Source organism: Streptomyces deserti (genome assembly GCF_054782695.1).
This window is the reverse complement of the sequence record NZ_BAAGRZ010000032.1, coordinates 40,013-65,436: the sequence shown is the minus strand read 5'-3', so window position 1 is coordinate 65,436 and position 25,424 is coordinate 40,013. Positions and strand designations below refer to the sequence as shown.

Here is a 25,424-nt window from a genome sequence, read left to right as displayed (position 1 = left end):
TATTAAGACCCACGACGATTGCGGGAAACTGGCGCCGCCCGCTGGTGGGCAGTCCCACCTGCTCCAAGGTGAGCGGTGGCGTGAGCGGTTGACGGGGCGGCCCCATGTCGCTTCGGGCGACCGCGCCGAGGGCGGCGACGTCGCGGCCAACCCGCGCGGTAACGCTACGGCCGTGCCAGGGTCCGGATGATCAGGGCGCGGAACGGTTATTGAACGGCAGGTGCTACCGAGGTTGAGGTGCTCAGCTGAGAGTCCAGTTGACGCTGTCGGTGTATGTGGAGCCGTTGATGGTTGGCCTTGTACCAGTAGAAGGCGTCCTTGCGGATCTTCCGGTCGCGGGTGACCAGGCCCTTGTCGTTGATTCCGGGCCGGCCTCCTTCGTTGCGGCCGTCGGAGGCGAAGTCGAACATGGCCCAGACGAACGTGCCCCAGATGTACGGACGGGTGGCGAGTTGCTTCCAGTACGCTTCGTGGAACAGCGACTGGTACTCCTCGGGGTGCCAGGAGCCACGCGGTTCGGGCCTGGGCGGGTTAAGGGCGTGCTGGGTGGTGTTGGCGCCGGCGCCGTACTCCGAGATGGCGATCCTGCGGGACGGGGAGTTCGCGTGCAGGTTGTCGGCCCATGCACCGAGCTCACCGTCCTTGGAGCCGTAGTACCAGCCGAGGTACTTGTTGAAGCCCGTGACCTGCGTGTGCAGCCCTGCCTGCGCGCTGTCGGGGTCCTCGCTGCGCACCGCGTAGGTGGAGAGCCGGTCCGGGTCCTCGGTTTCGATGATGCGGGCCAGTGACGCGAGCAGTGTGTTCGTGGCGGTGCCGTTGTAGTCGGTGAGCTCGTTGCCGATGCCCCAGAAGGCGATCGACGGGTGGTTGTAGTTCTGCCGGATCAGCTCGCGCAGTTGGTTCTGGGTGCTGGCGGTGAAGGCGGTCGAGTCGGTGACGGAGTTGACCAGCGGGATCTCCGCCCAGACGATCAGCCCGCGTTCGTCAGCGAGGTTGTAGTCCTTCTGGTCGTGCTGGTAATGCGCCACCCGGATGGTGTTGGCGCCGAGCTCCTGGATGAGGTCGAAGTCCTGTGTGTGATCGGCGTCGTTTACCGCCCAGCCCTTGCCGGCCCGCTCCTGGTGGAGGTTGACGCCGTGCAGGTGGAGGTGGCTGCCGTTGAGGTGGAAGCCGGTGTAGGCATCGACGGCGAGGGAGCGCAGGCCCAGGCGTTCGGTCACCACATCCGCGATCCTGTCCGCCCCCGCGGTGACGTCGTGGATCTCGACGCTGGCGTTGTACAGGTATGGATCTGCCGGGCCGTTCCACAGGCGTGGGCTGTTGACAGAGACGGTCTGACTGATGTCCGCGCCGGTGGCCGCGGCAAGGGAGCGCGCAGCGGTGCTGGTGTCCGCGACGACGTTCCCGCTGCCGTCGGCGATGACGGTGCGGACCACCACCGACCTGGCGGTGCTGTTGTCGTTCCACAGCTTCGTGGTCACGGTCACCGTGGCCGACGCCGTGGTCACATTGCTCTGCCGCAGGTAGACGCCGGGACCCGCGTAGTCCGTCATCCGCACGTGAAGGTTGTCGATGGCCCACAGGCTCACATTGCGGTAGAGGCCGCCCTCGAAGGTGTAGTCGGCGCTCACCGGCGCGATGCCGGTGTCGCGGGCGTTGGTCACCTTCACCGCGATCACGTTGTCCCCGCCCGGGACGAGCACACCGGTGACGTCGAACCTGAACCGGGCGTATCCGCCTTTGTGCTGCCCGAGATAGGTGCCGTTGACCCAGACGTCGGCGACCTGGTTGACCCCGGCGAACTGCAGGTACAGCCTCTTGCCGGCCATGGTGGACGGCACGGTGTAGTGGCGGCGGTACCAGCCCACCCCGCGGTAGTAGTTGTTGCCGCCGTCGGCACCGTCGACGGCGTTCCAGGTGTGGGGCGTGTTGACCGGCGTCCATCCGGAGTCATCGAATCCGGGCGCTTGCGCACCTGTGACGTCTTGTCTGATGAATCGCCACCCATCGTTGATGTGTATCCAGACACGTGGATTCGGCGCCGTGTACGTCAAAGCAGCGGACGCGGCACCGGCAAGCGGAATTCCCGCTAACGAGGCCGGCACTCCTACAGCCGTCGCTGTCAGCACCTGTCGGCGAGTAGGGAAACCTGTCATCTCAGAACTCACTTCCGTAGACGTGGAGTAGAAGGCTGTTCTTGGCGGGTTGACACCGACGACCGCGGCGGGCCGACGGCACACCACAGATAGCGGCGCCGTAGTCGCACGAGGTGTGGCTCTCGTACATGAGGGTGCGGACGGTGAGTCGTTGCGACACGGCTGCGGGCAGTGAACGCGGTACGGAACAGGGATGGCCGGGCTCGTGGGCTTGGTCGTCGAGCCCGGCCGGCGGGATGCCGGTCACCCTGCCTTTCGTTGGATCAGTTGATGCGGACGATCTTCCAGAGCTGGTCGTCGACGTTGAGGCTGTTCCACTGGACGACGGGTGCGCCGTCGGCGGTGGAGGACTGGGCGATGCCGGCGACGAGGGTGCTGTTCACGTTCCGGAGTCGGTAGTAGCCGTCGCCGGCGTCGGTGAGGGTCCACTTCTGGGAGTCGGCGCTGGAGGGGGTGTTCTGGACGATGGCCGCTCCCGCGGTGGTGGAGGAGTTGCTGATGTCGAGGTTGAGGTTGCTGTTGGCGTTCTTGATGGTCCAGGCTCCGTTGCCGGCGGACTGGAAGGTGAACAGCTGGCAGGTGCATGCGGAGTTGCGCCACTGGTTGGCCGCGGTGCCGGTGGCTGTGGAGGCGCCGGGGATGTCGAGGTACTTGCCGCTGTTCTTGTTCACCAGGACGTACTGGCCGGTGCCCAGCGGCGGCAGGGCGGTCTGGGTGAGGTTCCAGCGCTGGCAGGCGCAGTCGGTGTTGCTCCACTGGACGGCGGTGGTGCCGGCCGTGGTGGAGGCGCCGGGTATTTCGAGCAGCTTGCCGGTGACGCGGTTGGTGATGGTGTAGCCGTCGGCGGGGTGGGGGGCGACGGCCCATTCGTGGTCGAGGGTGCCGTTGTCGTCCCACTGGAGGATCCTGGCGCCGTTGGCGGTGGACTGGTTCTCGATGCCGAGGACCTTGCCGCTGGCGACATTAAAGATCTTGAAGTACCCGGAGGACTGCCGCGCGAAGCGCCACTGCTGGTCGGTGGCGTTGGTCGTGTTCTGCTGGGTCGCGGTGGTGCCGTTGGTGGTGGAGCCGCCCGTGATGGTGAGCTTCAGGTCGCTGCCCGCGTTGGAGACGGTGTAGGTGGCGCCGTCGGAGACCCCGCCACCCAGGTCGATCGTGCTGTAGGTGACGGGATTGATGGCTGTGCTGTTGCGGCCCCCGCTGAGCACCATCAGGCTGTGTCCGTCGGCCAGGGGGAGCAGGCCGCGGCTGTAGCCGCGGGAGGCGTTGGACTGGATGCGGGTCCAGGCGTTCGGGTCACCGTTCTGGGTGTTGAGGAACAGGTCGGCGGTGCTTTCCGCGCCGACCGCCAGAGTCCCGTTGGGGCCGCCGGTCGGCAGCCAGACGATGTACGGGGTGCAGCAGGGGACGTAGCCGTCGGTCGACCTCAGTACCTGACCAGGGACGGAATCGAAGGCCTCCGGGTCGGAAGAGATCTTGTAGTAGGTGGCGAAGTTCTTCTCGGGCGCCCCGCCGTACTCGTACGTCATGACGTACTTGCCGTTCGGCAGCTTCGCGACGGTCGGCATGCCCGGGCGGTGGCTGTAGGTGGGCATGGCGACGTCGTCGACGACCGGGCCCCAGTTGCGGACGTCCGTGGAGACCTGGTGGACGATCTTCTGGCCGTGGTCGGTGTCTCGCTGGTCGGAGTAGTAGACGATGAGCTTGTCGCCGGAGACCAGGAAGAACGGCTCCCACACGGGGGTGTAGCCGTTGCTGGAGATCGCGCGGCCGCCGGTGGCGATGTTGGTGACGAAGCTCCAGCTCTGCCCGCGGTCGGTGCTGGCGTACAGGTCGATCTTGCTGCCGCCACGGTCGGCGGGGACGGAGTCACCTGCGGCCAGGATGGTGCCGGCGGGGAAGCCGCCCATGGCCTTGGGGAGTTCGAACAGCTCGGGCTGCCAGCGCATGCCCCAGCCGTTCTGGGTGTCGGCGACCTCGGAGATCTTCGTCCAGGAGGTCCCGTTGTCGGTGCTGCGGTAGATCGGGAAGACCGGGGTGCCGTTGGTGTACTGCTCGAAGGTGGCGAGGAGGGTGCCGTTGGCCGAGCCGTTGTGCTGCAGGCGCAGCCCCCGCGCATAGAGCGAGCCGGGGGCGGGCGCGTCCGGCGGCGGCGTGTACATCGTTTGCGAGGGGCGGGAGATGGCCTCTGCCTTGCCCGCGGCAGGCAGGACCAGCGTCGCCACCGAGGCGATCAGGGCGAGCAGCAGGAACAGGAATCTGGTGGGACGGGAACGTGAAGCGGTGCCGGGTCTTGCACCTGGCTGTGCGGGGGACATGTGCGGCTCCCAAGAGAGAAAGGGAAGGGTTGTTTCGGTGCCCGTCGCCCCTGGGCAGAGCCGGGAAGCGGCGGAGTTCGTTGGGCGTGGCGCCCGGCGATCGACCGGGTGATGGTGCCGGGCGCGGCACGCGAGCGATGGAGGAAGCGGCGCGACAAGCACAGGGACGGCACATCTGGATGCCCCTGGCGTCGGGGGGTGCGTCAGGTTTGTGCGCGATTCCGCCCGCCCGATGGAGGCGGAAGCGCGGTCGAGCCGCGGACGACGAGTTGGACGGGTGGGTCACTCGCCGGTGGTGGTTCGGGCGGACGGTGGTCAGGGAGGAGAGACGTAGCGTCCGCGGGTCGTGAGCTGTCCGAGGCCAGCGCACGACCCGCGGCGTACATGGTGTGGCGTTGGTGGGATGAGGTGTCTGTGGGGGTCAGTTGATGCGGACGATCTTCCAGAGCTGGTCGTCGACGTTGAGGCTGTTCCACTGGACGATGGCTGCGCCGTCGGCGGTGGAGGACTGGGCGATGCCGGCGACGAGGGTGCTGTTCACGTTCCGGAGTCGGTAGTAGCCGTCGCCCGCGTCGGTGAGGGTCCACTTCTGGGAGTCGGCGCTGGAAGCGGTGTTCTGGACGACGGCCGCGCCTGCCGTGCCGGCGGAGTTGCGGATGTCCAGGTTGAGGCTGCTGCCGACGTTCTTGATGGTCCAGGCCCCGTTGCCGGCGGACTGGAAGGTGAACAGCTGGCAGGTGCAGGCGGAGTTGCGCCACTGGTTGGCCGCGGTGTCCGTGGCGGTGGAGGCGCCGGGGATGTCGAGGTACTTGCCGCTGTTCTTGTTCACGAGGACGTACTGGCCGGTGCCGAGGGGCGGCAGGGCGGTCTGGGTGAGGTTCCAGCGCTGGCAGGCGCAGTCGGTGCTGCTCCACTGGGCGGCGGTGATGCCGGCGGTGGTGGAGGCGCCCGGTATTTCGAGCAGCTTGCCGGTGACGCGGTTGGTGATGGTGTAGCCGTCGGCGGGGTGGGGGGCGACGGCCCATTCATGGTCGAGGGTGCCGTTGTCGTCCCATTGCAGGGCCCTGGCGCCGTCGGCGGTGGACTGGTTCTCGATGCCGAGGACCTTGTTGGTAGCGAGGTTGCGGATCTTGAAGTAGCCGGAGGGCCGGCGCTCGAAGCGCCACTGCTGGTCGGTGGCGTTGGTGGTGTTCTGCTGGGTGGCGTAGGTGCCGTTGGTGGTGGAGCCGCCCGCGATGGTGAGCTTCAGGTCGCTGTTCGCGTTGGAGACGGTGTACGTGGCGCCGTCCGAGATTCCGCCGCCCAGGTCGATGACGCTGATCCTGACGGGGTTCAGAGTGCTCACTCCCACGCGGCCGCCGTTCAGCACCATCAGGCTGTGCCCGTCGGCCAGGGGAAGCAGACCACGGCTGTAGCCGCGGGTGAGGCCGGAGCGGACACGGTGCCAGGCGTCGGGGGCGCCGTTGGCGGTGTTGACGAACAGGTCGTCCGCGGTGTCGCCGCCCGCGACGAGGGTGCCGTTCGGGCCCCCGGTGGGCAGCCAGGTGATGTAGGGCGACCCGTTGGGGGAAACGCCGTCGGTCGACCGCAGTACCCGGCCGGGGACGGAACCGAACGACTCGGGGCCGGAGGCGACCTTGTAGTACACGGTGCAGCCGCCCTCGGGCGCACCGCAGTACTCGTACGTCATCACGTGGTTGCCGTTCGGCAGCTTCGCGACGGTCGGCATGCCCGGGCGGTGGCTGTAGGTGGGCATGGCGACGTCGTCGACGACCGGGCCCCAGTTGCGGACGTCCGTGGAGACCTGGTGGACGATCTTCTGGCCGTGGTCGGTGTCTCGCTGGTCGGAGTAGTAGACGATGAGCTTGTCGCCGGAGACCAGGAAGAACGGCTCCCACACGGGGGTGTAGCCGTTGCTGGAGATCGCGCGGCCGCCGGTGGCGATGTTGGTGACGAAGCTCCAGCTCTGCCCGCGGTCGGTGCTGGCGTACAGGTCGATCTTGCTGCCGCCACGGTCGGCGGGGACGGAGTCACCTGCGGCCAGGATGGTGCCGGCGGGGAAGCCGCCCATGGCCTTGGGGAGTTCGAACAGCTCGGGCTGCCAGCGCATGCCCCAGCCGTTCTGGGTGTCGGCGACCTCGGAGATCTTCGTCCAGGAGGTGCCGTTGTCGGTGCTGCGGTAGATGGGGAAGACCGGGGTGCCGTTGGTGTACTGCTCGAAGGTGGCGAGGAGGGTGCCGTTGGCCGAGCCGTTGTGCTGCAGCCGCAGCCCCCGCGCATAGAGCGAGCCGGGGGCGGGCGCGTCCGGCGGCGGGGTGTACAGGGTCTGGGCGGGGCGGGAGATGGCGTCTGCCCTGCCCGCGGCGGGCAGGACCAGCGTCGCCGCAGCGACGATCAGGGCGAGGAGCAGGAACGGGAGAGTGGTAGGACGGCGGTGTGGAGCGGCACCGGTTCTGGCGCCTGGCTGTGCGGGGGACATGTGCGGCTCCCAAGCGGGGACGGAAAGGGGGGTGTTCGCCGCCGCGGTAGGGGTCCGGAGTGGCGCGGCGGAGTTCGTTGGGCGCGTCCGCCCGGGCAAGGGCCGGGCGATGCTGCCGGGCGCGGCACGCGAGCGCAGGGGGCGCGGCGGGACAAGCGCGTAATGGCGGAGGTGGGGGCACCCCGGCGGGTTGGCCTTCGCCGGAGCAGTGGCATGGGGGTGGGTCAGAGTGAAGGGGGAGGCGCGGTCGAGCCGCGGATGACGAGTTCGACGGGTGGGTCACTCGCGGGCGGCAGTTCGGAATCCGGCTTCTCGATGGCGTGGAGGAGAAGCCGGATTCCTTCCCGTGAAGCGGCCTCGAAGGGCTGACGGACCGTGGTCAGAGGAGGAGACACGTAGGCGAAGACCGGGTTGCCGTCGAAACCGACGACGCTGACGTCCTCCGGTACCCGGCGCCCGGCTTCCCGCAGGGCATGGATCAGGCCGATGGCCATCTCGTCACCCGCCACGAACAGCGCGGTCACCGATCTGTCCGAGGCCAGCTCACGACCGGCGGCGTACCCGGAGGCCGCAGACCAGTCACCGTTCAGCACGGGCGGTTCGTGCGCGCCTCGTGCCGCCAGCGCCGCCTGCCATCCCTCGATGCGGTCCTTGGTGGCGTACCACCGCCGCGGTCCGGCGAGGTGATGGACGGTCGAATGTCCCAGGTCCAGCAGGTGTTCGGTGGCCGCGCGCGCCAGCTGATGGGCGCCCACGCCGACGGTCAGTGTCCGGGCGGCGGTGAAGGCGGGTGGTGCTCCCAGGAAGAGGACCGGCACGTCGACACCGAGCGGGACTTCTCCTTCGACAATGGGTTCCGAGACGACGACCCCGTCCACTCCCTGTTCGAGGAGTGACTCCACGGCGCCGGCGATGCTTTCCGGGGCGCCGTCCGGTGTGTTGACCACGCGAAGCGCGTAACCGGCGTCCCGTACGGCCTGCTCAATGCCCACGAGCAGGGAGGCGGTTCCGTACCCGGCGGTCCCCAGAGCGACCACGCCAATGGAACGGGTGCGTCCGGAGGCCAGCGCCCTGGCTGCGTGGTTCAGCCGGTAGCCGAGTTCCTCGGCGGCCGCGAGGACACGTCGGCGGGCCTCGTCGGAGACGTACGGCTCGTTGTTGAGGACTCGAGAGACCGTCTTGCGCGAGACGCCGGCCAGCGTGGCCACGTCCGCACTGCGCGGCGCGGAGGAGCCCGCAACGCGCTCCACCCCTGCTGTCATGGAGTCTCCCAACGACCGTGTGCCTACAGCGAGCTAGGTCAGTGACATGACCACGCGGTCTGATCGCGCGGTCAATGTCTACGCACCCACCGGCCGCTCGTCAAGAGTTTGGGTTACGTTGCCTGCCCTCCGCTGTGGGTGGTCGCCGAGGCCGGAGGCTGCGCGGAGGAGGTCGTCCAGCGGGCCCAAGAATCCGTAGCGGCGATGTATCAATGCTGGTCAGGCCGCAATTGCCCGGCGCAAAGCGGCGTGACGCGCGGCCCCGTCAGCCTGGCCCGGTTGCCGACGGTGCGACCTCTCGCCGGTTCCGGCCGTCACGTCTCGCTGAGCGCGAAGTCTTGACAGTGAGCCCACGGAGCGTTCACGCTTCCTGGCGTCCGCCGATCGAGATTGTTTGATCGTGTTTGTTTATGGTCGCTCGGCGACCCTCTCTCCGCCATACTCCCTTCCTGTTGACGTGCCATTTCTGGGTACCGCCAGCCCTGTCAGGAGCCGAAATGCACCATTCATTCCTCGGTCAGTCCATGCCTGCAACCAGCCGCCGCACCGTGCTCTGCGGACTCGGCGGAGCCGTGGCACTGGGTGCCGGTATTCCCCTGCTGAGTGCCTGCACCGGTAGTTCCTCCTCGGCGGACACCAAGACCGTCACCGTCGGCTCCAACGCGTCCGACGCCGTCCCGAAGAAGGCTTACGTCGACGTCTACGCGGCCTTCACGAAGCAGTCCGGGATCGCGGTCGACATCAACACCAAGGACCACAACACGTTCCAGGAGCAGATCAACTCCTACCTCCAGGGCACGCCGGACGACGTGTTCCAGTGGTTCGCCGGGTACCGGATGAAGTTCTTCGCGGCCAAGGGTCTGGCCTCCCCGATCGACGACGTGTGGAAGACGATCGGGGGCAACTTCCCCAGTGCCATGCACGACCTGAGCAAGGGTCAGGACGGCAAGTACTACTTGGTGCCGCTGACCACGTCCCCATGGGCGATCTTCTACCGCAAGAGCGTCTTCCAGCAGCACGGCTACGAGGTCCCCACCAAGTGGGACGAGTTCGTCGCCCTGTGCAAGCAGATGAAGAAGGACGGGCTGGTCCCGATCGCGTTCGGCGACAAGGACGCCTGGCCGGCGATGGGCAATTTCGACCAGATCAACTTCCGTCTCAACGGCTACGACTTCCACGTCGAGCTGATGGCGGGCAAGGCCTCCTGGACCGACGCCAAGGTCCGCAAGGTCTTCGATACCTGGGCCGAGGTCCTGCCCTACCACCAGGAGGGCGCGGTCGGCCGTACCTGGCAGGACGCCGCCCAGACGCTGGTGGCGAAGAAGGCCGGCATGTATATGCTCGGCATGTTCGTGGCCCAGCAGTTCACCAACAAGGCAGACCTGGACGACCTCGACTTCTTCGCCTTCCCTGAGATCGACCCGCAGTTCGGGCAGGACACCGTGGAGGCCCCGACCGACGGCATCATGCTCAGCAGGAAGCCCAAGAACCACTCCGGATCGGTCAAGCTGCTCGAGTTCCTGGGCACGCCGCAGGCCGAGGAGATCTACCTGAAGGCCGACCCGAGCCTTGTCGCCGCCTCCACGAAGGCCGACACCTCCGGCTACAGCGTCCTTCAGAAGAAGGGCTACGAGATGATTGCGCAGGCGAAGCATCTCACCCAGTTCATGGACCGTGACAGCCGGCCTGACTTCACCTCCACGGTGATGCAGCCCGCGCTGCAGAAGTTCATCCGCGACCCCAAGGGCATCGACGGCATCCTGTCGTCGGTCGAGCGCCAGAAGAAGACGATCTTCGCGTCCGGCTGAGACCGACCCTCCTCCTGAAGCGGATGAGTACCGAAACCATGAGCTCCGATACGACCACGAAGTCCCCGGAGGCGGCCGCCGTGCCGCCTTCGGGCGTGACGTCCGACAAGCGGGTCCAGACCGGCCACAAGCGCCTGCTGACCCGCCGTGACCGGCTCACGCTCGGCCTGATGGCCGGGCTGCCGACGATCTTGCACGTGGCCCTGGTCTGGGTCACCGCGCTGGCCTCCATCGCCCTGGCGTTCACCACCTGGGACGGCATCGGCTTCGACGCCATCCAGTGGGTCGGGCTGGACAACTTCCGTGAACTGTTCACCAACAACCCGCCGTTCTGGCCGGCCGTCGAGCACAACGTCATCTGGTTCGTCGTCCTGATCCTGATACCCACCCCGCTGGGCCTGTTCCTGGCCGTGCAGCTGGACAAGAAGATCCGCTTCAGCCGCGTCTACCAGACCGCGTTCTTCCTCCCCGTCGTGCTGTCCATGGCCGTCATCGGTTTCGTCTGGCAGCTCGTCTACAACCCCGACACCGGCCTGATCAACAGCCTCATCGGGGCCAACCAGCCCGGCAAGTACATCGACTGGATCGGCGACCCCGACCTCAACCTCTGGGCGATCCTGATCGCCGCGTCCTGGCGCCACACCGGCTACATGATGATCCTCTACCTGGCCGGACTGAAGGGCGTCGACCCCGCCCTGCGCGAAGCCTCCGCCCTGGACGGCGCCAATGAGTGGCAGACGTTCAAGAACGTCATCTTCCCCACCCTGCGGCCCACCAACACCATCGTCCTGGTCGTCACCATCATCGAGGCCCTGCGCGCCTTCGACCTCGTCTTCGTCTTCAACAAGGGAGCAGAAGGCACCGAGCTGCTGTCGATCCTGGTCACCAACAACATCATCGGTGAGTCCAGCCGCATCGGATACGGCTCCGCCATCGCCGTCGTCCTGCTGCTGATCTCCCTCGCCGTGATCATCCCGTACCTGGTGGCCACCTTCCGGAAGGAGCGGCGCGCATGAGCACCGTGAGCGCGCTGGGCAAGCAGCGCACCCCCGTCCGCCCCGCCCGGATCCTGCTCCACCTCTTCCTCGCCGGATGCGCCCTGGCCTGGCTCGCCCCTCTGCTGTGGGCGGTCTACGCGGCCCTGCGGCCGTACGGCGAGACGAGCGAGAAGGGCTATGTGTCCTGGCCCGACACGCTTACGTTCGAGAACTTCACGAACGCCTTCACGCAGTCGGACATGATGCACTACTTCGGCAACACCATGCTGATCGCGGTGCCGGCGGTGCTGCTGACGCTGTTCCTGTCGTCGATGGTCGCCTTCTACGTCAGCCGCTTCGACTTCCGCATCAACCTGTTCCTGCTGCTCGTCTTCACCGCCGGCAACCTCCTGCCCCAGCAGGTCATCATTACCCCCCTGTACCGGCTCTACCTGCTCGTCGACCTGCCTGGCATCACCATGAGCGGCAAGCTCTACGACTCCGCCCTCGGCCTGGTGCTGATCCACGTGGCGTTCCAGTCCGGGTTCTGCGCCTTCGTGCTGGCCAACTACATGAAGATGCTCCCCCACGAGCTGACCGAGGCCGCCCTCGTCGACGGCGCCTCCGTATGGCGGCTGTACTGGCAGATCACCCTGCCCCTGTGCAAACCCGCCATGGCCGCCCTGGCGACCCTGCTCTCGATCTGGATCTACAACGACTTCTTCTGGGCCCTGGTGCTGATCTCCACCGGCGAGAACATGCCGATCACCTCGGCACTGAACAACCTTACCGGCCAGTACTTCACCGACCCCAACCTGATCGCCGCCGGCGCCCTGATCACCGCCGTCCCGGTCCTGGTCGTGTACTTCCTGCTCCAGCGCCAATTCGTCAGCGGCCTCACCCTCGGCGCCAACAAGGGCTGACAGTCCCGCAAGTCACAACTGGGGCTGACGCTCCCCAAGTCATCTGTTCCTGCTACCTCCCCGGAGCACCACCAGTGAGTACTGAACGCCGCCTCCGCCTGCCCGGCATCGCCTACGGCGGCGACTACAACCCCGAGCAGTGGCCGGAGGAGGTCTGGGCCGAGGACATGCGCCTGATGCGTGAGGCCGGGGTGACCATGGTCAGCGTCGGCATCTTCTCCTGGGCGCTGCTCGAACCCGCCGAGGGCGAGTACGACTTCCCCCGCATGGACAAGATCCTCGATCTGCTCCACGAGCACGGCATCGCGGCCGACCTCGCCACCCCGACGGCGGCGCCCCCGGCGTGGTTCTTCCGCGCCCACCCCGAGGCGCTGCCCGTCGACAAGGACGGCAGGAGGCTGTCGTACGGCAGCCGCCAGACGTTCTGCCCGTCCAGTCCCGCCTACCGCACCGCGGCGCTGCGCATCGCGGGTGAGATCGGGCGGCGTTACGCCGACCACCCGGCGATCGTGATGTGGCACGTGCACAACGAGTACGGCTGCCACAACGTGGAGTGCTACTGCGACGAGAGCGCGGCCGCCTTCCGGCGCTGGCTGCGCGCGAAGTACGGCGACGACCTGCACGCGCTCAACCACGCCTGGGGCACGACCTTCTGGAGCCAGTGGTACTACGCCTGGGAGGAGGTCCTGCCGCCCCGCGTCACCGGAGCCGCCCCCAACCCGACCCACCAGCTTGACTGGCGCCGCTTCTGCTCGGAGGAAGTGCTGTCGCTATTCACCGCCGAACGCGACGTGCTCCGCCGTGCCGCGCCGGGCATTCCGGCCACCACCAACTTCATGGTGAACTTCAGCATCGAGGCACTCGACTACTGGCGCTGGGCCCCTGAGCTGGACATCGTCTCCAACGACCACTACCTGCGCTCCACCGATCCCGAGTCGGAGATCGACGTCGCGCTCTGCGGCGACCTGGTGCGTTCGATGGCCGGTGGCCCGTGGCTGCTCATGGAGCACTCCACGGGAGCCGTCAACTGGCAGCCTGTGAACCGGGCCAAGCGGCCCGGCGAGATGCGCCGCAACGCCCTCGCCCATGTCGCGCACGGCGCCGACGGCATCGCCTTCTTCCAGTGGCGGGCCGCGAAGGCGGGCGCCGAGCAGTGGCACTCGGCGATGCTGCCCCACGCGGGCACCGACAGTCGCATCTGGCAGGACGTCGTGCTGCTCGGTTCCGACCTGCAGTCCCTCGCCGAAGTGCGCGGCAGTACCAGCCCCGCACAGGTCGCCATCATCTGGGACTGGGATTCCCGCTGGGCCTTGGAACTCCCCTCGCAGCCAAGTGCCGAGCTGCGCTACCAGGATCTGGTGCGCGACTGGTACAGACCCCTGTGGCGGGCAGGCGTCGCCGTGGACTTCGTGCGCCCCGACGACCCGGGTCTCGACCGCTACAAGCTCCTCCTCGCGCCCAGCCTCTATCTGGTCGACGACACGAGCGCGGCCAACCTGACGGGATTCGTCGAGCGCGGAGGAACCCTGGCCGTGGGTTTCCACAGCGGCGCGGTCGACGAGAACTGCCATGTCCGCCTGGGCGGTTACCCCGGCGCCTTCCGGGAGGTCCTAGGCGTGCACGGTGACGAGCTGTTTCCGCTGCTGCCCGGCCAGTCGGTGGGCCTCACGGGCGAGATTCCGCAGGACGCGAGGGCCGACCTCTGGACGGAACGCATCCGCCTCACCGGTGCCAAGGCCGTCGCCACATACGCAGACGGCCCGCTCGCCGGCGTGCCGGCCGTCACCCGTCACACGTACGGCGGCGGAACCGCCTGGTACGTGGCCACCCGGCCGGAGCCCGAAACCCTGGCCGCCCTCATGGAGCGCATCCGCCAGGAGACGGGTGCGCGGCCGGAGTGCGAGGCACCCGCAGGGATCGAGGTCGTCCGGCGCCGTGGCACGGACGCCGACTACCTGTTCCTGATCGACCACGCCGGCCAGGGCGCCGAGATTCCCGCAGACGGCGTCGAACTTCTCACGGGCAAGCCGGTCTGCGGCTCGGTCACCGTCCCCGCCGGAGGCGCCGCAGTCGTACGTGAGCCGCACTGACGGAGGCGCGTCTTCGAGGCCGGCCCGCAGGCGTTCACACGGGGCGTTCAGGCCTCTGTCGGTGACCTCGGAGGCGAAGGCCAGGTCCGTCCGTCCGCATCCTCAGCCGGGTCGCCGTTCAGCCGGCGAGGAGCTTGAGCCGAGCCTCGTCGGGGGTGCCGGGTGGGCGGTGAGGATGGTGGTCAGGGAGTGCGCCTCACGGACGGACATGGGCAGGTCGAGTGGCTGGTAGATGAGCCCCAGAGAGCCGGCGTCGGAGTGGTGGAAACGTTTGACGCCGCCGTGGTGGCTGCGCACGTTGTGGGCGGCCCATCAGGTGTGGAACTCGGTGCTGACGGTGGACAGTTCACCGATGAGCTCACGCAGCAGCTTGTTGTTGGGGGTAGCGGCCGGCTTCGGCACGCAGCAGGGCGACGGTGGTTGTTGGCGGCGCCGTCCCAGTCGTCGACGTAGTCGTGCGAGCCGTCGTCGAGGAAGGAGTACCGGGCGAAGTTGGGGCGGCCGTGTTCGCCCACGGGTGCGGCTGTGGAACAGGGGAGGAACAGGGCGCGGGCGAGTGCGTTGGTGGCCACGAAGTCCAGGCGGCCATTGGCGGCGAATGCCGAGGGCCGGGCCATGGAGTCGAGAAGCCACTGCACGCGGGGCGGGACATCGACGGACTTGCGGCGGGGCCTGGTGGCGGGGCTGGGCTGGGTGGCTCTGGCCAGGTCGAACAGGTAGGTGCGCTCGTCGTCGTCAATGTGCAGCGCGCGGGCCACCGCATTGACGACTTCCTCGGAGACGCCTGACCCGGCCGTGCCGGCCACCCAGCGCACGCTGCGCCGCATCGGGGCCCTTCCCTCCGTCGAACGGCTATCGAGACGCCGACGCGACCCGGACTACGATGACCGCACAGGTCGCCACAGGGCATGAGCAGAGCCGGGAGAACCGCTGAACAAGGTCACGATTCGGGACGTCGCCGAGTTCGCGCAGGTGTCCCAGTCCACGGTGTCGAACTACTTCCACAAGCCCCGCAAGCTCTCGGACGCCACCAGGGAGCGGATCCGGCAGGCGGTGGAAACGCTTGGGTTCGTGCCCAGCGACGCGGCGCGCATGCTGCGCACCGGGGCGAGCCCGGTGATCGGCTACATAGCGTTCGAACTCGCGAGCGCCACCACCCCGCAGATCGCCACCGCCATCGAGCAGCGCGTCTCCGCCGAGGGCATGTTTCTACTGATGGCCAATGACGTGGGATCGCGGCAGCGCGAGCGCGAGTATTTGCAGCTCTTCGAGCAGCAGCGGGTGGCGGGGATCATCATCTCGCCCGTCGGTGACGTCGAGGACGAGCTGGCGCGTCTGCGCCAACGCGGTATCGCCAGCGTTCTGAGCGCTCGACACGGGGTCTCCCCGTCCCAGGCGTCGGTGTCGATCGATCACGTCGCCGGCGCCCGACTCGCGGTCCGGCACCTCGTCGAACTCGGCCGCCGGAAGATCGGGTTCGTCGCCTCCTCCCTGGACCTCCAGCAGATCGCCGACCGGCAGCGAGGGGCGTTGTCGGTGATCGAGCAGGTGCCGGATGCCACGCTGGAGCTCATCTCCGTACCCGAACGATCGGTGGAGGCCGGGATCGCCTGCGCCGACCGCCTCGCCCTCCGCGCTGCAGCCGACCGGCCCGATGCCCTCTTCTGCGCCAACGACCTGCTCGCCATCGGCATCATCCAGTCCTTCGTGGCCGGCCGGCGCATCCGCGTGCCCGAGGACATCGCGGTGGTGGGCTACGACGACATCGAGTTCGCCCAGTCGACCATCGTTTCCCTGAGCACCGTGCGCACGCCGCACGCTCGGCTGGGAACGGCCGCCGCGCAGCTGCTGTTCGAGGAGATCGCCGCGCTGCGCGCCCCCGAGGGCACGGAGGCCAGGGCCGTGGCACCTCAGATCGAGTTCGCGCCCGAACTCGTGGTCCGTGACTCCACCACCGGAACCTGACACCGCAGGTTCCGCAGGGGACGCCTAGGCCCGCGATTGAATCGATTTACCTTTTTCCCTGCCGACCCCTTGACCGTTTCACACGTCGTTGTGCTCCCATGTCTGCTCGATGGTAAATCGTATTACCGACCTGTCCCATCAGGGCCACAGGCGAAGAACGGAGAACCTCATGGCGGAGCCGACGAAGACGTCGCCGCTGCTCGACCGCAGGCACTGGATGCTGGCCGTAGCCGCCGGCATGGCATCTTTCCTGGACTCGGGAGCGATCATCTCGGTGGGACTCGGACTGGCTCTGTGGAAGGAGAGCTTCGGTCTGAGTGTCTGGACCGTCGGGGTGCTTGGGTCGGCGCTGACCCTGTTCATCGCCGTCGGAGCACTGACCGGCGGGCGGCTCGCCGACCTCGTCGGCCGCGGGCGGGTCTTCTCCTTCACCATCCTCCTGTACGCCGCGGCCGCGCTGACCGTGGCGTGCGCCCCCAACGCCGCTGTGCTGGTCACCGGAGTCGTCGTGATCGGCATCGCCGCCGGAGCGGACCTGCCCACGTCGATCGCCGTGCTGTCCGAGCGGGCGCCCGACGGCGCCCAGGGAAGGCTGGTGGCCTTCACCCACGTGATGTGGACCGCGGGCGTGGTCGCTACCACCCTGCTGGGCTTCGCCGTGTCCGGACTCGACACGCTCGGCATCCGCCTGATCTTCGTGATCCTGTCCGTGCTCGCTGTCGTGACCTTCGCCTTCCGCGCCTTCTACCCGGCGTTCCGGGAGCTGGAGGCGGAAGCCGAGGACCGGCACACCACGACAGGAGTCGACCCCTCCCAGGCACTGCCTCTGCGCAGGCTGTTCCGCGACCGCACCTTCGCCGTCATGATCACCACGACCGCGCTGTTCTATCTGTTCTTCACTCTGGTCGCGAACACCTTCGGCTCCTTCAAGACCTACTTCCTCGTCACCGTCGGGGGCACCTCCCAGAGCACGGCGACCGGCCTCTCCTTCTTCACCACGCTCATCGGGCTGGCCGGCACGATCGTGTTCACCCGGATCGCCGACACCAAATGGCGCAGCCGCTTCTTCGCCGCCGGTGTCGCGGTGTTCACCGCGTGCCAACTGCTGATCGCCGTCACCGGCGGCAGCATTCTGCCCGCGATGATCGCCGCGCTCGTCCTGTACAACATCGCGTTCCCCTTCATCGGCGAAGCGCTGTACAAGGTCTGGACCCAGGAGTCGTTCCCGGTCAACGCACGCGCGACGGTCCAGGGCGCCACGATGGCCGTGGCCCGCTTCGCCGCCGCTGGTTTCGCCCTGGTCACCCCGGCGCTGATCGACTGGAGCCCGTCGGGCCTCTTCTACCTGCTCACCCTCTTCGCACTCGTCTCGGGAGCCATCGGCACGCTGATCATCCGTCGCTCCCGCACGGCGCGGGAGCCCCACGCCACCCCGGGCACCCTGTCCGCCTCCGCCGCGGGAGACGCCCGATGACCGCTGAGGAACCCACCGTGCACGTCCACGCCGTACGCGTCGGGTGGACCGACGAGGCCTTCGTGCCGGACCCCCGACCCCCGCTGTCCTGGAAGACCACGACCGAGCTGCCGTCGTGGATCCAGAAGGCGGCCGACATCTCGATCACCCGCGACGGTGCGACCTCCACCGCCTCGGTCGGCGGAGCGGATTCGGTCCTCGTGGACTGGCCGTTCGAGCCGCTGCGTCCCGGAGAGACCGCCGTCCTTCGTGTCAGGGTCCACGGCACTGACGGCTCGGCTTCTCAGTGGAGCGCCGGCACCCAGGTCACGGCCGGCTTCCTTCCGGCCGACGGCTGGCAGGCCCGCTTCATCGGCTCAGGTACCGAGGCGCCACACCTGATGCGGCGCACCTTCGACGTACGGAGCACCGTGCGCCGCGCTCTGCTGCGCTCCACGGCGTTCGGCGCCCACGACATCCACGTCAACGGAGCCGCCGTCGACGATGCGGAACTCAAGCCCGGCTGGACGAGCTACCAGTGGCGCCTCCACTTCGACGTCGTGGACGTCACCGAACACATCCGCCCTGGCCGGAACGCTCTGGGCATCATCCTCACCGGCGGCTGGTACACCGAGCGGTACGGCTTCCGGGATGCCGCGCGCCGCTTCTACGAGGGTCCTCCCGCTGCCGCCGCCCAGCTCACGCTGGAGTACGAGGACGGCTCCGTGGACACGGTCGTCACGGACGAGGAGTGGAGCTGGACGCGGGGGCCGGTGCTGTCAGCGAGCCTCTACCAGGGCGAGACCTATGACGCCCGGTCGGAGATACCCGGATGGTCGACACCGTCGTTCGACGCGTCGGCCTGGGCTCCGGTCGAGTCGATCGCGGTACCGGACGTCACGCCGACGATGCGTGCCCTGCCACCGGTCCGGGTCATCGAGCGTCTGCCGGTCGAGCGCGTCCTGACCACACCGAGCGGTAAAACGATTCTCGACTTCGGGCAGAACCTCGTCGGTCGTGTCCGCATACGGGTCCGGGGGGAGCGAGGGCACACCGTGACGCTTCGGCACGCGGAAGTGCTGGAGCACGGAGAACTCGGCACCCGGCCCCTGCGTAACGCCGCCGCCACCGACCGCTACGTGCTCAGCGGCGCGGAGGAAGAGGTGTGGGAGCCCAAGTGGACCTTTCACGGCTTCCGTTACGTCCAGGTGGACGACTGGCCGGGCCCGTTCAGCGCCGACGACGTGTCGGCCGCCGTCATCCACACCGACATGCCGAGCCGGGGCGGATTCACCACCTCGCACACACTCCTCCAGCGTTTCCACGACAACGTCGTCTGGGGCATGCGCGGCAACTTCCTCTCCGTTCCCACCGACTGCCCGCAACGCGACGAACGCCTTGGCTGGACGGGAGACATCCAGGTCTTCGCCCCGACCGCAACCTTCCTGTACGACTGCGATGCCTTCCTGCGCTCCTGGCTGGACGACGTCCTGCTGGAGCAGCGGGCCGCGGACGGGGTGGTGCCGATGGTCGTCCCAGCCGTGATTCCCCAAGTGCCGGGGCTGTTCCAGCCGGTCGCGGCCTGGGGGGACGCCATCACGGTGGTGCCGACCGTCCTCTGGGAGCGCTTTGCCGACCGGGACGTCCTCAAGCGCTGCTTCGAGGGCATGGCCGCATGGGTCGACGTGGTGCGATCCAGGACATGCGGAACTCTGTTGTGGGAGGAAGGGCTTCAGTTCGGTGACTGGCTGGACCCGGACGCGCCGCCGGAGCGCCCGGGGGACGCCAAGACCGATGCCGGCATCGTGGCCACCGCCTACTTCTTCCGTTCGACGGATCTGACGGCCAGGGCGGCTGCTCTGCTCGGCCGGGAGGCCGACGCCCGCCGTTACGCGGACCTGGCCGCACGCATCGCTGACGCCTTCCGCAGCGCGTACGTCACACCGCGCGGACGCATGATGTCCGACGCGCCGACCGCCTACGCCCTGACCATCGTCTTCGGCCTGGCCGAGGACGGTCGGCGCCAGGCGCTGGGTGACCGTCTCAAAGATCTCGTCCGCGCGGTCGGCTACCGCATCGCCACCGGCTTCGTCGGCACGCCGATCATCTGCGAGGCACTGACCGTCACCGGCCACACGTACGCGGCGTCCAGGCTGCTCACCCAGACCGAATGCCCCTCCTGGCTGTATCCCGTGACCATGGGTGCGACCACGGTCTGGGAGCGCTGGGACTCGATGCTCGACGACGGCTCGATCAACCCCGGCCAGATGACGTCGTTCAACCACTACGCCCTGGGCGCCGTGGCCGACTGGCTCCACCGACGTGTCGCCGGACTTGAGCCGCTGGAACCGGCCTACCGCGTCATCCGCATCGCCCCCACCCTGCTCGACGACCTCGACGATGCATCGGCATGGCACGAGACGCCCTACGGACGAGCCCGCGCCGGTTGGCGACGCGAGGGCGCCAGGGTGCACTTCCACGCGGAGATACCGCCGAACACGAGCGGCGTCGTGGAACTGCCCTCCGGAGCCCGCCACTCGGTCGGCAGCGGCAGCCACACGTGGACCGAGGAACACCCGCGGCCTTCTCACTCCCGGGGCGTACTGAACCTCGGCAGCAGCCTCGCCACGATCATCGACGATCAACAGGCATATCAGGCAGTGCTCGACGCGATCCGCGGCATCGACGCCTCGCGCGCCGACGCCTTCCGTCGCACCACCCGCTGGAGGCCCGGCCGAGCGCTTCGTGAACCTCTGGACAAGACACCCCTGGAGGTCCTGGCAGCAGTAGAAAAGGCCCTCGCCGCCCTGCCCGACAGCGGAGCAGGTCCGGCGCACAACATCCGCGCCAGCGACAACCGCGACTGAACCCTCGCCCCCCGGCGGCATCCGGGGGGCGATGTGCCGATGCGTGCGCGCGGGTCGACTCGCCAACTCGCCCTGGCACACAGGAAATTCACTACTTCTGCACAGGAAAGCACCGCACGCGGCTGTCCATTGCGCGAAGCTAAACGATCATTCGGGATCATCTCTCGAATCGGCGGCGATCTCATTGGATCGATTTACTTCGCCGCTCCCCATTCCTTCAGCACCAGGGATGCCCCATGCCTCGCACCCCCCACCGCGCCCCGACGGCGGGCGCAAGACGCGTGGCCCGCACAGCAGTTGCCGCGGGCCTGGCGGCGGCGCTCTCCGCAGCCGCGCCGATACCTCTCGCCTTCTCGGCGGACTCGGCCACCTCGGTCGCCGCCCCTACAGACACCGATTCCACCCTCAACTCCGCGCACAGCAAGCTGGGTTCGAGCGACGCCCGCCTCCTCGTCGACGCGAAGGCCCGTGGCGACAAGACCGTCACGATGATGATCGCTACCGCCCCCGGCCAGACCGAACGGGTCGCCGAGGCACTCGACGCGGTCAAGGGCGGTTCTGTGGGCCGCACTTACGACAAGCTCGGATACGTCCGGGCCACCGTGCCCACCTCCAGGGCGGATACGGCCGTCGCGACCGCCGCGAAGCTCTCCTCCGTGCAGGCCATCGACCTGCGGCAGAAGATCGAACCGGAACCTCCGCTGCCCGGCGTGCAGCGTATGAAGGGCGCGGTGAGCAAGTCAAGTTCGAGTACCTACCCCGGCCCGGACAAGAACACGCCGGCCGCGAACCCGTACGCCCCGACCTTCGAGACGGGCGCCGTCGACTTCGTGAAGAGGAATCCGGCGGCGGACGGTCGCGGCGTCACCATCGGCGTCCTCGACACCGGCGTGGACCTCGCCCACCCGGCGCTGCAGAAGACGACGACCGATGAGCGCAAGATCGTCGACTGGGTGACGTCGACCGACCCGGTCGTCGACGGCGATGCCACGTGGCGCCCGATGACGAACTCGGTATCCGGTCCGGCCTTTACCTATGACGGCAGGTCATGGAAGACGCCGCAGGGCTCCTACCGGATCAACGAGTTCCACGAGTCGGCCACCACGGGCAGCACCGCCGACAGCGATGTCAACCGCGACGGCGACACCACCGACGCCTGGGGCGTCCTGTACGACCCGGCGGCCGGTACGGTCACCGTCGACGTGAACGACAACGGCGACTTCACCGACGACACGCCGATGAAGCCCTACAAAGACGGCTACCAGATCGGGTACCTCGGTACCGACGACCCGTCCACCGACGTCGCCGAACGCATGCCGTTCGTCGTGGAGATCCGCAAGGACGTCCCGACGGACCCGCTGGGCGGCGACCAGGTCGGCAAGAAGGCCGACTTCGTCAACATCGGCATCGTCGTGGAAGCGCACGGCACCCATGTGGCCGGCATCGCCGCCGCGAACGGGCTGTTCGGCGGCCGTATGAACGGCGCGGCCCCCGGCGCGCAGATCGTCTCGTCGCGCGCCTGCGTCCCTGGCGACATCTGCACCAACGTCGCGATCACCGAGGGAATGATCGACCTCGTCGTCAATCGCGGCGTCGACATCGTCAACATGTCCCTCGGTGACCCGCCGATCCCCCTCAACGACGGCAACTACGCGATCGCCAGGCTGTACACACGCCTCATCGACACCTACGGCGTCCAACTCGTGCTCGCCGCGGGCAACGACGGCCCCGGCGTCAACACCATCGGCACTCCCGCCCTCGCCGACAAGGTCATCGCGGTCGGCGGGTGGTACTCCAAGGAGACCGCGGCCGCCAACTACGGCTCGGTCGTGGGGAGGAAGTTCGTGCTGTACCCCTTCTCCGCGCGCGGCCCGCGTGAGGACGGCGGATTCGCCCCGACCCTCCTCGCGCCCGCCTCCGCGGTCAGCGCCTACCCGACCTGGCTGCCGGGCTTCCAGCCGGTGCCCGGCATCAGTTGGCAGCTGCCGCCCGGCTACGGCATGATCCAGGGCACGTCGATGGCTGCCCCGCAGGTCGCGGGAGCCTCCGCACTGCTGCTGTCCGCCGCGAAGAAGCAGGGCATCGACCTGACGCCCGTGAAGCTGCGCACGGCGCTCACCTCGACCGCCGCCCGTATCGAGGGCGTGCAGGCCTACGAGGAGGGTGCCGGCCGCATCGACGTCATGGCCGCCTGGAAGGCGGTCAAGGCCGGCGCGACCGCCCATGACTACCTCGTGAAGGCCCCCGTCGACACCCTGCTCGATCAGGCGCTTCAAACACCGGGCTTCGGCACCGGCCTCTACGACCGCGAAGGCGGACTGAAGGCCGGCCAGAAGAAGACGTACGACGTCACCCTCACCCGTACGTCCGGCCCCGACGGCCCGGTCCCGCACGCGCTGCGCTTTCAGAACAACACCGGCGGCACTTTCTCGATCGTCCGCCCGCGGGTGGTCGCATTGCCGCTGAACCAGCCGGTGACGGTCAAGGTTCAGGCCGCGCCGACGTCCGTGGGCGTCAAGAGCGCGATCCTGCAGGCCGACGACCCGGCCACCGCGGGCGTCGACAAGCAGATCCTGACGACCGTCATCGTCTCCACCCCGGCCGAGCCCACCTACTCCGTATCGGGCTCGGTGCAACGCAACAGCACGCGCGCCTACTTCGTGACCGTGCCCGAGGGCGCCACCTCCCTGGAGATCACGCGCACCCAGACCGGCGACAACAGCTCCTCCTTCTCCGGCATAGACCCGTACGGCGTCCCCCGTTCCTTCGAGGACGACGTGAACCCGGCGCCGGACGTGATCGAGTACCCAAACCCGGCCCCTGGCGTCTGGGAGATCGTGACCCGGGGCCCTTACAACGCGAAACTCCTCGACAACTCCTACGACCTCGGCGTCACCGTCCACGGTGCGTCCGTCGGCCGTGTACGACTGGCGGACACGCACGGAGCGACCGTGGGCGTCGGCATTCCGACGATCGGCGGGGCCGCGTCCTAGGCAGTACCTCTCAGGTGACCGGTGCGGGTGTCCGACACATGGGACACCCGCACTTCTGCGGACGGTTGTTGACTGTCGTCCAGGACCACCCACCCCTTGGTCGACTTGACCGAGATCTCCACTGCCTCCGAATGGTGCTTGATGGAACGGCCGACGGCACTCCTTTTGCCACGTCGGTGAGGACGGTTTCGATGCCCGGCGATACGGTCGAGATGCTGCCCGAGAAGACGGCGAAGACCTTCGTGGTGGGACACCGCTACTCCGCTCCTCCGGAAAGCTAATCGCCCGGGACCGCTTCCCCTATGAAGACCGGAGACCGCGCTTGCGTTGGACGATGGCGATGTTGAAGTCGAAGGTGTCCAGAACTCCCGCGAGGGTGAAGTACAGGGACACGTACATCTCCACCCCGCGTGCTGTGCGGATATCTCCGAGGTCAAGAATCGCGTCCGGCTGCCAGCCGAACTCCGTCAGCAGCGTGCTGACGGTGCGCTTGGCCTCCGGGTCATTTCCAGAAACGAAGACGCTGTGCTGCCCGGGTACGCGGGCGGGATCGACCATGACGTCGACGTGGACGGTGTTGAGCGTCTTGACCACCCGGGCGTCCGGAAAGGCTCGTTGAATCCGCTCGCCGAGGCTGTCGGTGTTGGCCACGACCAGCGACCGCTGCTGTCCTGGTACTCCGTCGAGGGGCAAGGCGAGGTCGATCAGAGGCTTACCGGCGAGGTTCTCCGCGCCCACCGCGTCGAGCGCGCTCAGTGTGGCCACTCCAGAGGTGGCGTTGATGATGAGCTCACCGTGCGCACCGGCCGCGGCAAGGGGAGCCAGTGCGATGGCGGGGTGCTCGCGCTGCCACGCGCTGTAGGGCTGCATCCCGGCCCTGTTTTCCTGCGTCCTGCTGAGCGTTTCGTCCACGTCGCGAGTTCCGACGACGACGTCGTGGCCAAGGCCGGCCAGCCGACTCGCGAAGGACCGCCCGACCTTTCCGGTGCCGATGACCGTGATCTTCATGATGCGGCTTTCAGGGGTGATGACTGGTGCGGGCTCCATGGGTCCGCGGGCTCCAGGGAGCCGATGGCTTGGCGATGCAGATCGAGTCGGCCCTCACGGAGTCACCAGCACCTTGAGGGCGGTGCGGTCATTCATCGCTTGGTAGCCGTCGGCAATCTGGTCGAGGTTGACGGTGCGGTCGAAGACACGGCCGGGGTTGACGGTGCCGTCCAATACGGCAGGCAGTAGTTCCTCGATGTAGGCCCGCACGGGGGCGGGGCCGCCGTTGAGGGTGATGTTACGGCCGAAGAGGCTGGTGAAGCCGGTGGGCGCCTCGTCGTACTGCGGGACACCGACGCGGCTGATGACGCCGCCGGGACGAACCACGCCGGTGGCCTGGTCGTAGGCGTTGTAGCCGACGGCTTCAAGGACCTTGTGCGTGCCGTGTCCGCCGGTCAGTTCGCGGACCTTGGCGATGCCTTCCTCGCCTCGTTCAGCGACGACGTCCGTGGCGCCGAACTCGCGGCCCAGGTCGGTGCGGCTGGTGTGACGGCCCATGAGGATGATCCGCTCGGCTCCGAGCTGCTTGGCGGACAGGACGGCGAGCAGGCCGACCGCCCCGTCGCCGATGACGGTGACCGTGTCGCCCGCAGTGACGCGGGCCTGCTTCGCGGCGTGGTAGCCGGTGCCGTAGACGTCAGCGAGGGTGAGCAGGGAGGGCAGGAGGTCGGAGTCCTCTTCGACAGGGAGCTTGACCAGGGTCCCGTCGGCGTGGGGGACGAGGACTGCTTCGGCCTGGGCGGTGGAGAAGAACCCGCCGTGGGGGCAGGCGGTCTGGACACCGTCGCGGCAGATGGGGCAGGTGTTGTCCTGGTAGGAGAAGGAGGCGACGACCAGGTCCCCGTTGGATAGGGCCCGGACGTCGGCGCCGACCTCCTCGACGACGCCGAGGAACTCGTGTCCCATGGTCGTGCTGCGGTCCGAGGCCGGGAGGTCGTGATAGGGGTGCAGGTCACTGCCGCACACGCAGGTACGCACGACGCGCACGAGTGCGTCGGTGGGCTTCTGGATGCTGGGGTCGGGGACGTTCTCGACGCGGACGTCGCCGGCGCTGTACATGAGGGTTGCGCGCATCAGGGTTCCTTC

General features: G+C 68.0%; 14 protein-coding genes and 2 pseudogenes. 8 read left to right on the top strand and 8 right to left on the bottom strand.

Annotated features, from left to right (window positions below):
* Positions 1-206 precede the first annotated feature (206 nt).
* The 4 genes from ACYVMZ_RS33475 to ACYVMZ_RS33460 all read right to left on the bottom strand — a co-directional run bounded on the left by ACYVMZ_RS33475 (position 207) and on the right by ACYVMZ_RS33460 (position 8,215).
* Positions 207-2,156 (bottom strand): glycoside hydrolase family 2 protein, encoded by a 1,950-nt coding sequence (locus ACYVMZ_RS33475; RefSeq protein ID WP_461086463.1) that lies wholly within the window; start codon positions 2,154-2,156, stop codon positions 207-209.
* Positions 2,157-2,419: 263 nt separating this feature from the next.
* Complete coding sequence (locus ACYVMZ_RS33470; RefSeq protein ID WP_461086460.1) at positions 2,420-4,474, bottom strand: RICIN domain-containing protein; 2,055 nt, start codon at positions 4,472-4,474, stop codon at positions 2,420-2,422.
* A 421-nt stretch (positions 4,475-4,895) separates the two neighbouring features.
* Entirely contained in the window at positions 4,896-6,953 is a 2,058-nt protein-coding gene (locus tag ACYVMZ_RS33465) for an RICIN domain-containing protein (protein ID WP_461086458.1), read from the bottom strand.
* Positions 6,954-7,177: 224 nt separating this feature from the next.
* Positions 7,178-8,215 carry a LacI family DNA-binding transcriptional regulator gene (locus tag ACYVMZ_RS33460; RefSeq protein ID WP_461086456.1) on the bottom strand — a complete coding sequence of 346 codons (1,038 nt, stop codon included), beginning with the start codon at positions 8,213-8,215 and terminating at the stop codon, positions 7,178-7,180.
* Positions 8,216-8,712: 497 nt separating this feature from the next.
* On the opposite strand from ACYVMZ_RS33460, the gene ACYVMZ_RS33455 reads away from it, so the two are divergent.
* The 4 genes from ACYVMZ_RS33455 to ACYVMZ_RS33440 all read left to right on the top strand — a co-directional run bounded on the left by ACYVMZ_RS33455 (position 8,713) and on the right by ACYVMZ_RS33440 (position 14,013).
* Positions 8,713-10,023: an ABC transporter substrate-binding protein gene (locus ACYVMZ_RS33455; RefSeq protein ID WP_461086454.1), complete on the top strand. Its 1,311-nt coding sequence runs from the start codon at positions 8,713-8,715 to the stop codon at positions 10,021-10,023.
* A gap of 38 nt (positions 10,024-10,061) precedes the next feature.
* Positions 10,062-11,039, top strand: coding sequence for a carbohydrate ABC transporter permease (locus tag ACYVMZ_RS33450; RefSeq protein WP_461086452.1), 978 nt, complete (start codon positions 10,062-10,064; stop codon positions 11,037-11,039).
* Complete coding sequence (locus tag ACYVMZ_RS33445) at positions 11,036-11,923, top strand: carbohydrate ABC transporter permease (protein ID WP_461086450.1); 888 nt, start codon at positions 11,036-11,038, stop codon at positions 11,921-11,923. Before ACYVMZ_RS33450 ends, ACYVMZ_RS33445 begins: the two co-directional genes overlap by 4 nt.
* A gap of 74 nt (positions 11,924-11,997) precedes the next feature.
* Complete coding sequence (locus tag ACYVMZ_RS33440) at positions 11,998-14,013, top strand: beta-galactosidase (protein WP_461086448.1); 2,016 nt, start codon at positions 11,998-12,000, stop codon at positions 14,011-14,013.
* Positions 14,014-14,115: 102 nt separating this feature from the next.
* On the opposite strand, the gene ACYVMZ_RS33435 is transcribed toward ACYVMZ_RS33440, so the two are convergent.
* A complete protein-coding gene (locus ACYVMZ_RS33435; protein ID WP_461086446.1) occupies positions 14,116-14,310 on the bottom strand; it encodes a hypothetical protein in 195 nt (64 codons plus the stop codon).
* A gap of 185 nt (positions 14,311-14,495) precedes the next feature.
* Positions 14,496-14,630 (bottom strand): annotated as a pseudogene (locus ACYVMZ_RS33430) (transcriptional regulator); the annotation flags it as partial.
* A 313-nt stretch (positions 14,631-14,943) separates the two neighbouring features.
* Here ACYVMZ_RS33430 and ACYVMZ_RS33425 point away from each other — a divergent pair.
* From ACYVMZ_RS33425 to ACYVMZ_RS33410, 4 genes and pseudogenes are all read left to right on the top strand, one after another.
* Positions 14,944-15,978: a LacI family DNA-binding transcriptional regulator gene (locus ACYVMZ_RS33425; protein ID WP_461086498.1), complete on the top strand. Its 1,035-nt coding sequence runs from the start codon at positions 14,944-14,946 to the stop codon at positions 15,976-15,978.
* A 169-nt stretch (positions 15,979-16,147) separates the two neighbouring features.
* Positions 16,148-17,452, top strand: a complete 1,305-nt coding sequence (locus ACYVMZ_RS33420) for an MFS transporter (protein ID WP_461086444.1) — start codon at positions 16,148-16,150, stop codon at positions 17,450-17,452.
* Positions 17,449-20,298 (top strand): family 78 glycoside hydrolase catalytic domain, encoded by a 2,850-nt coding sequence (locus ACYVMZ_RS33415; protein ID WP_461086442.1) that lies wholly within the window; start codon positions 17,449-17,451, stop codon positions 20,296-20,298. The genes ACYVMZ_RS33420 and ACYVMZ_RS33415 overlap by 4 nt, the downstream gene beginning before the upstream one ends.
* Before the next feature lie 236 nt (positions 20,299-20,534).
* Positions 20,535-23,210 (top strand): annotated as a pseudogene (locus ACYVMZ_RS33410) (S8 family serine peptidase); the annotation flags it as partial.
* 381 nt (positions 23,211-23,591) lie between these two features.
* On the opposite strand, the gene ACYVMZ_RS33405 reads toward ACYVMZ_RS33410, so the two are convergent.
* Complete coding sequence (locus ACYVMZ_RS33405) at positions 23,592-24,338, bottom strand: NADPH-dependent F420 reductase (RefSeq protein WP_461086440.1); 747 nt, start codon at positions 24,336-24,338, stop codon at positions 23,592-23,594.
* Positions 24,339-24,392: 54 nt separating this feature from the next.
* A complete protein-coding gene (locus ACYVMZ_RS33400) occupies positions 24,393-25,412 on the bottom strand; it encodes a zinc-dependent alcohol dehydrogenase family protein (protein WP_461086438.1) in 1,020 nt (339 codons plus the stop codon).
* Positions 25,413-25,424: the final 12 nt, after the last annotated feature.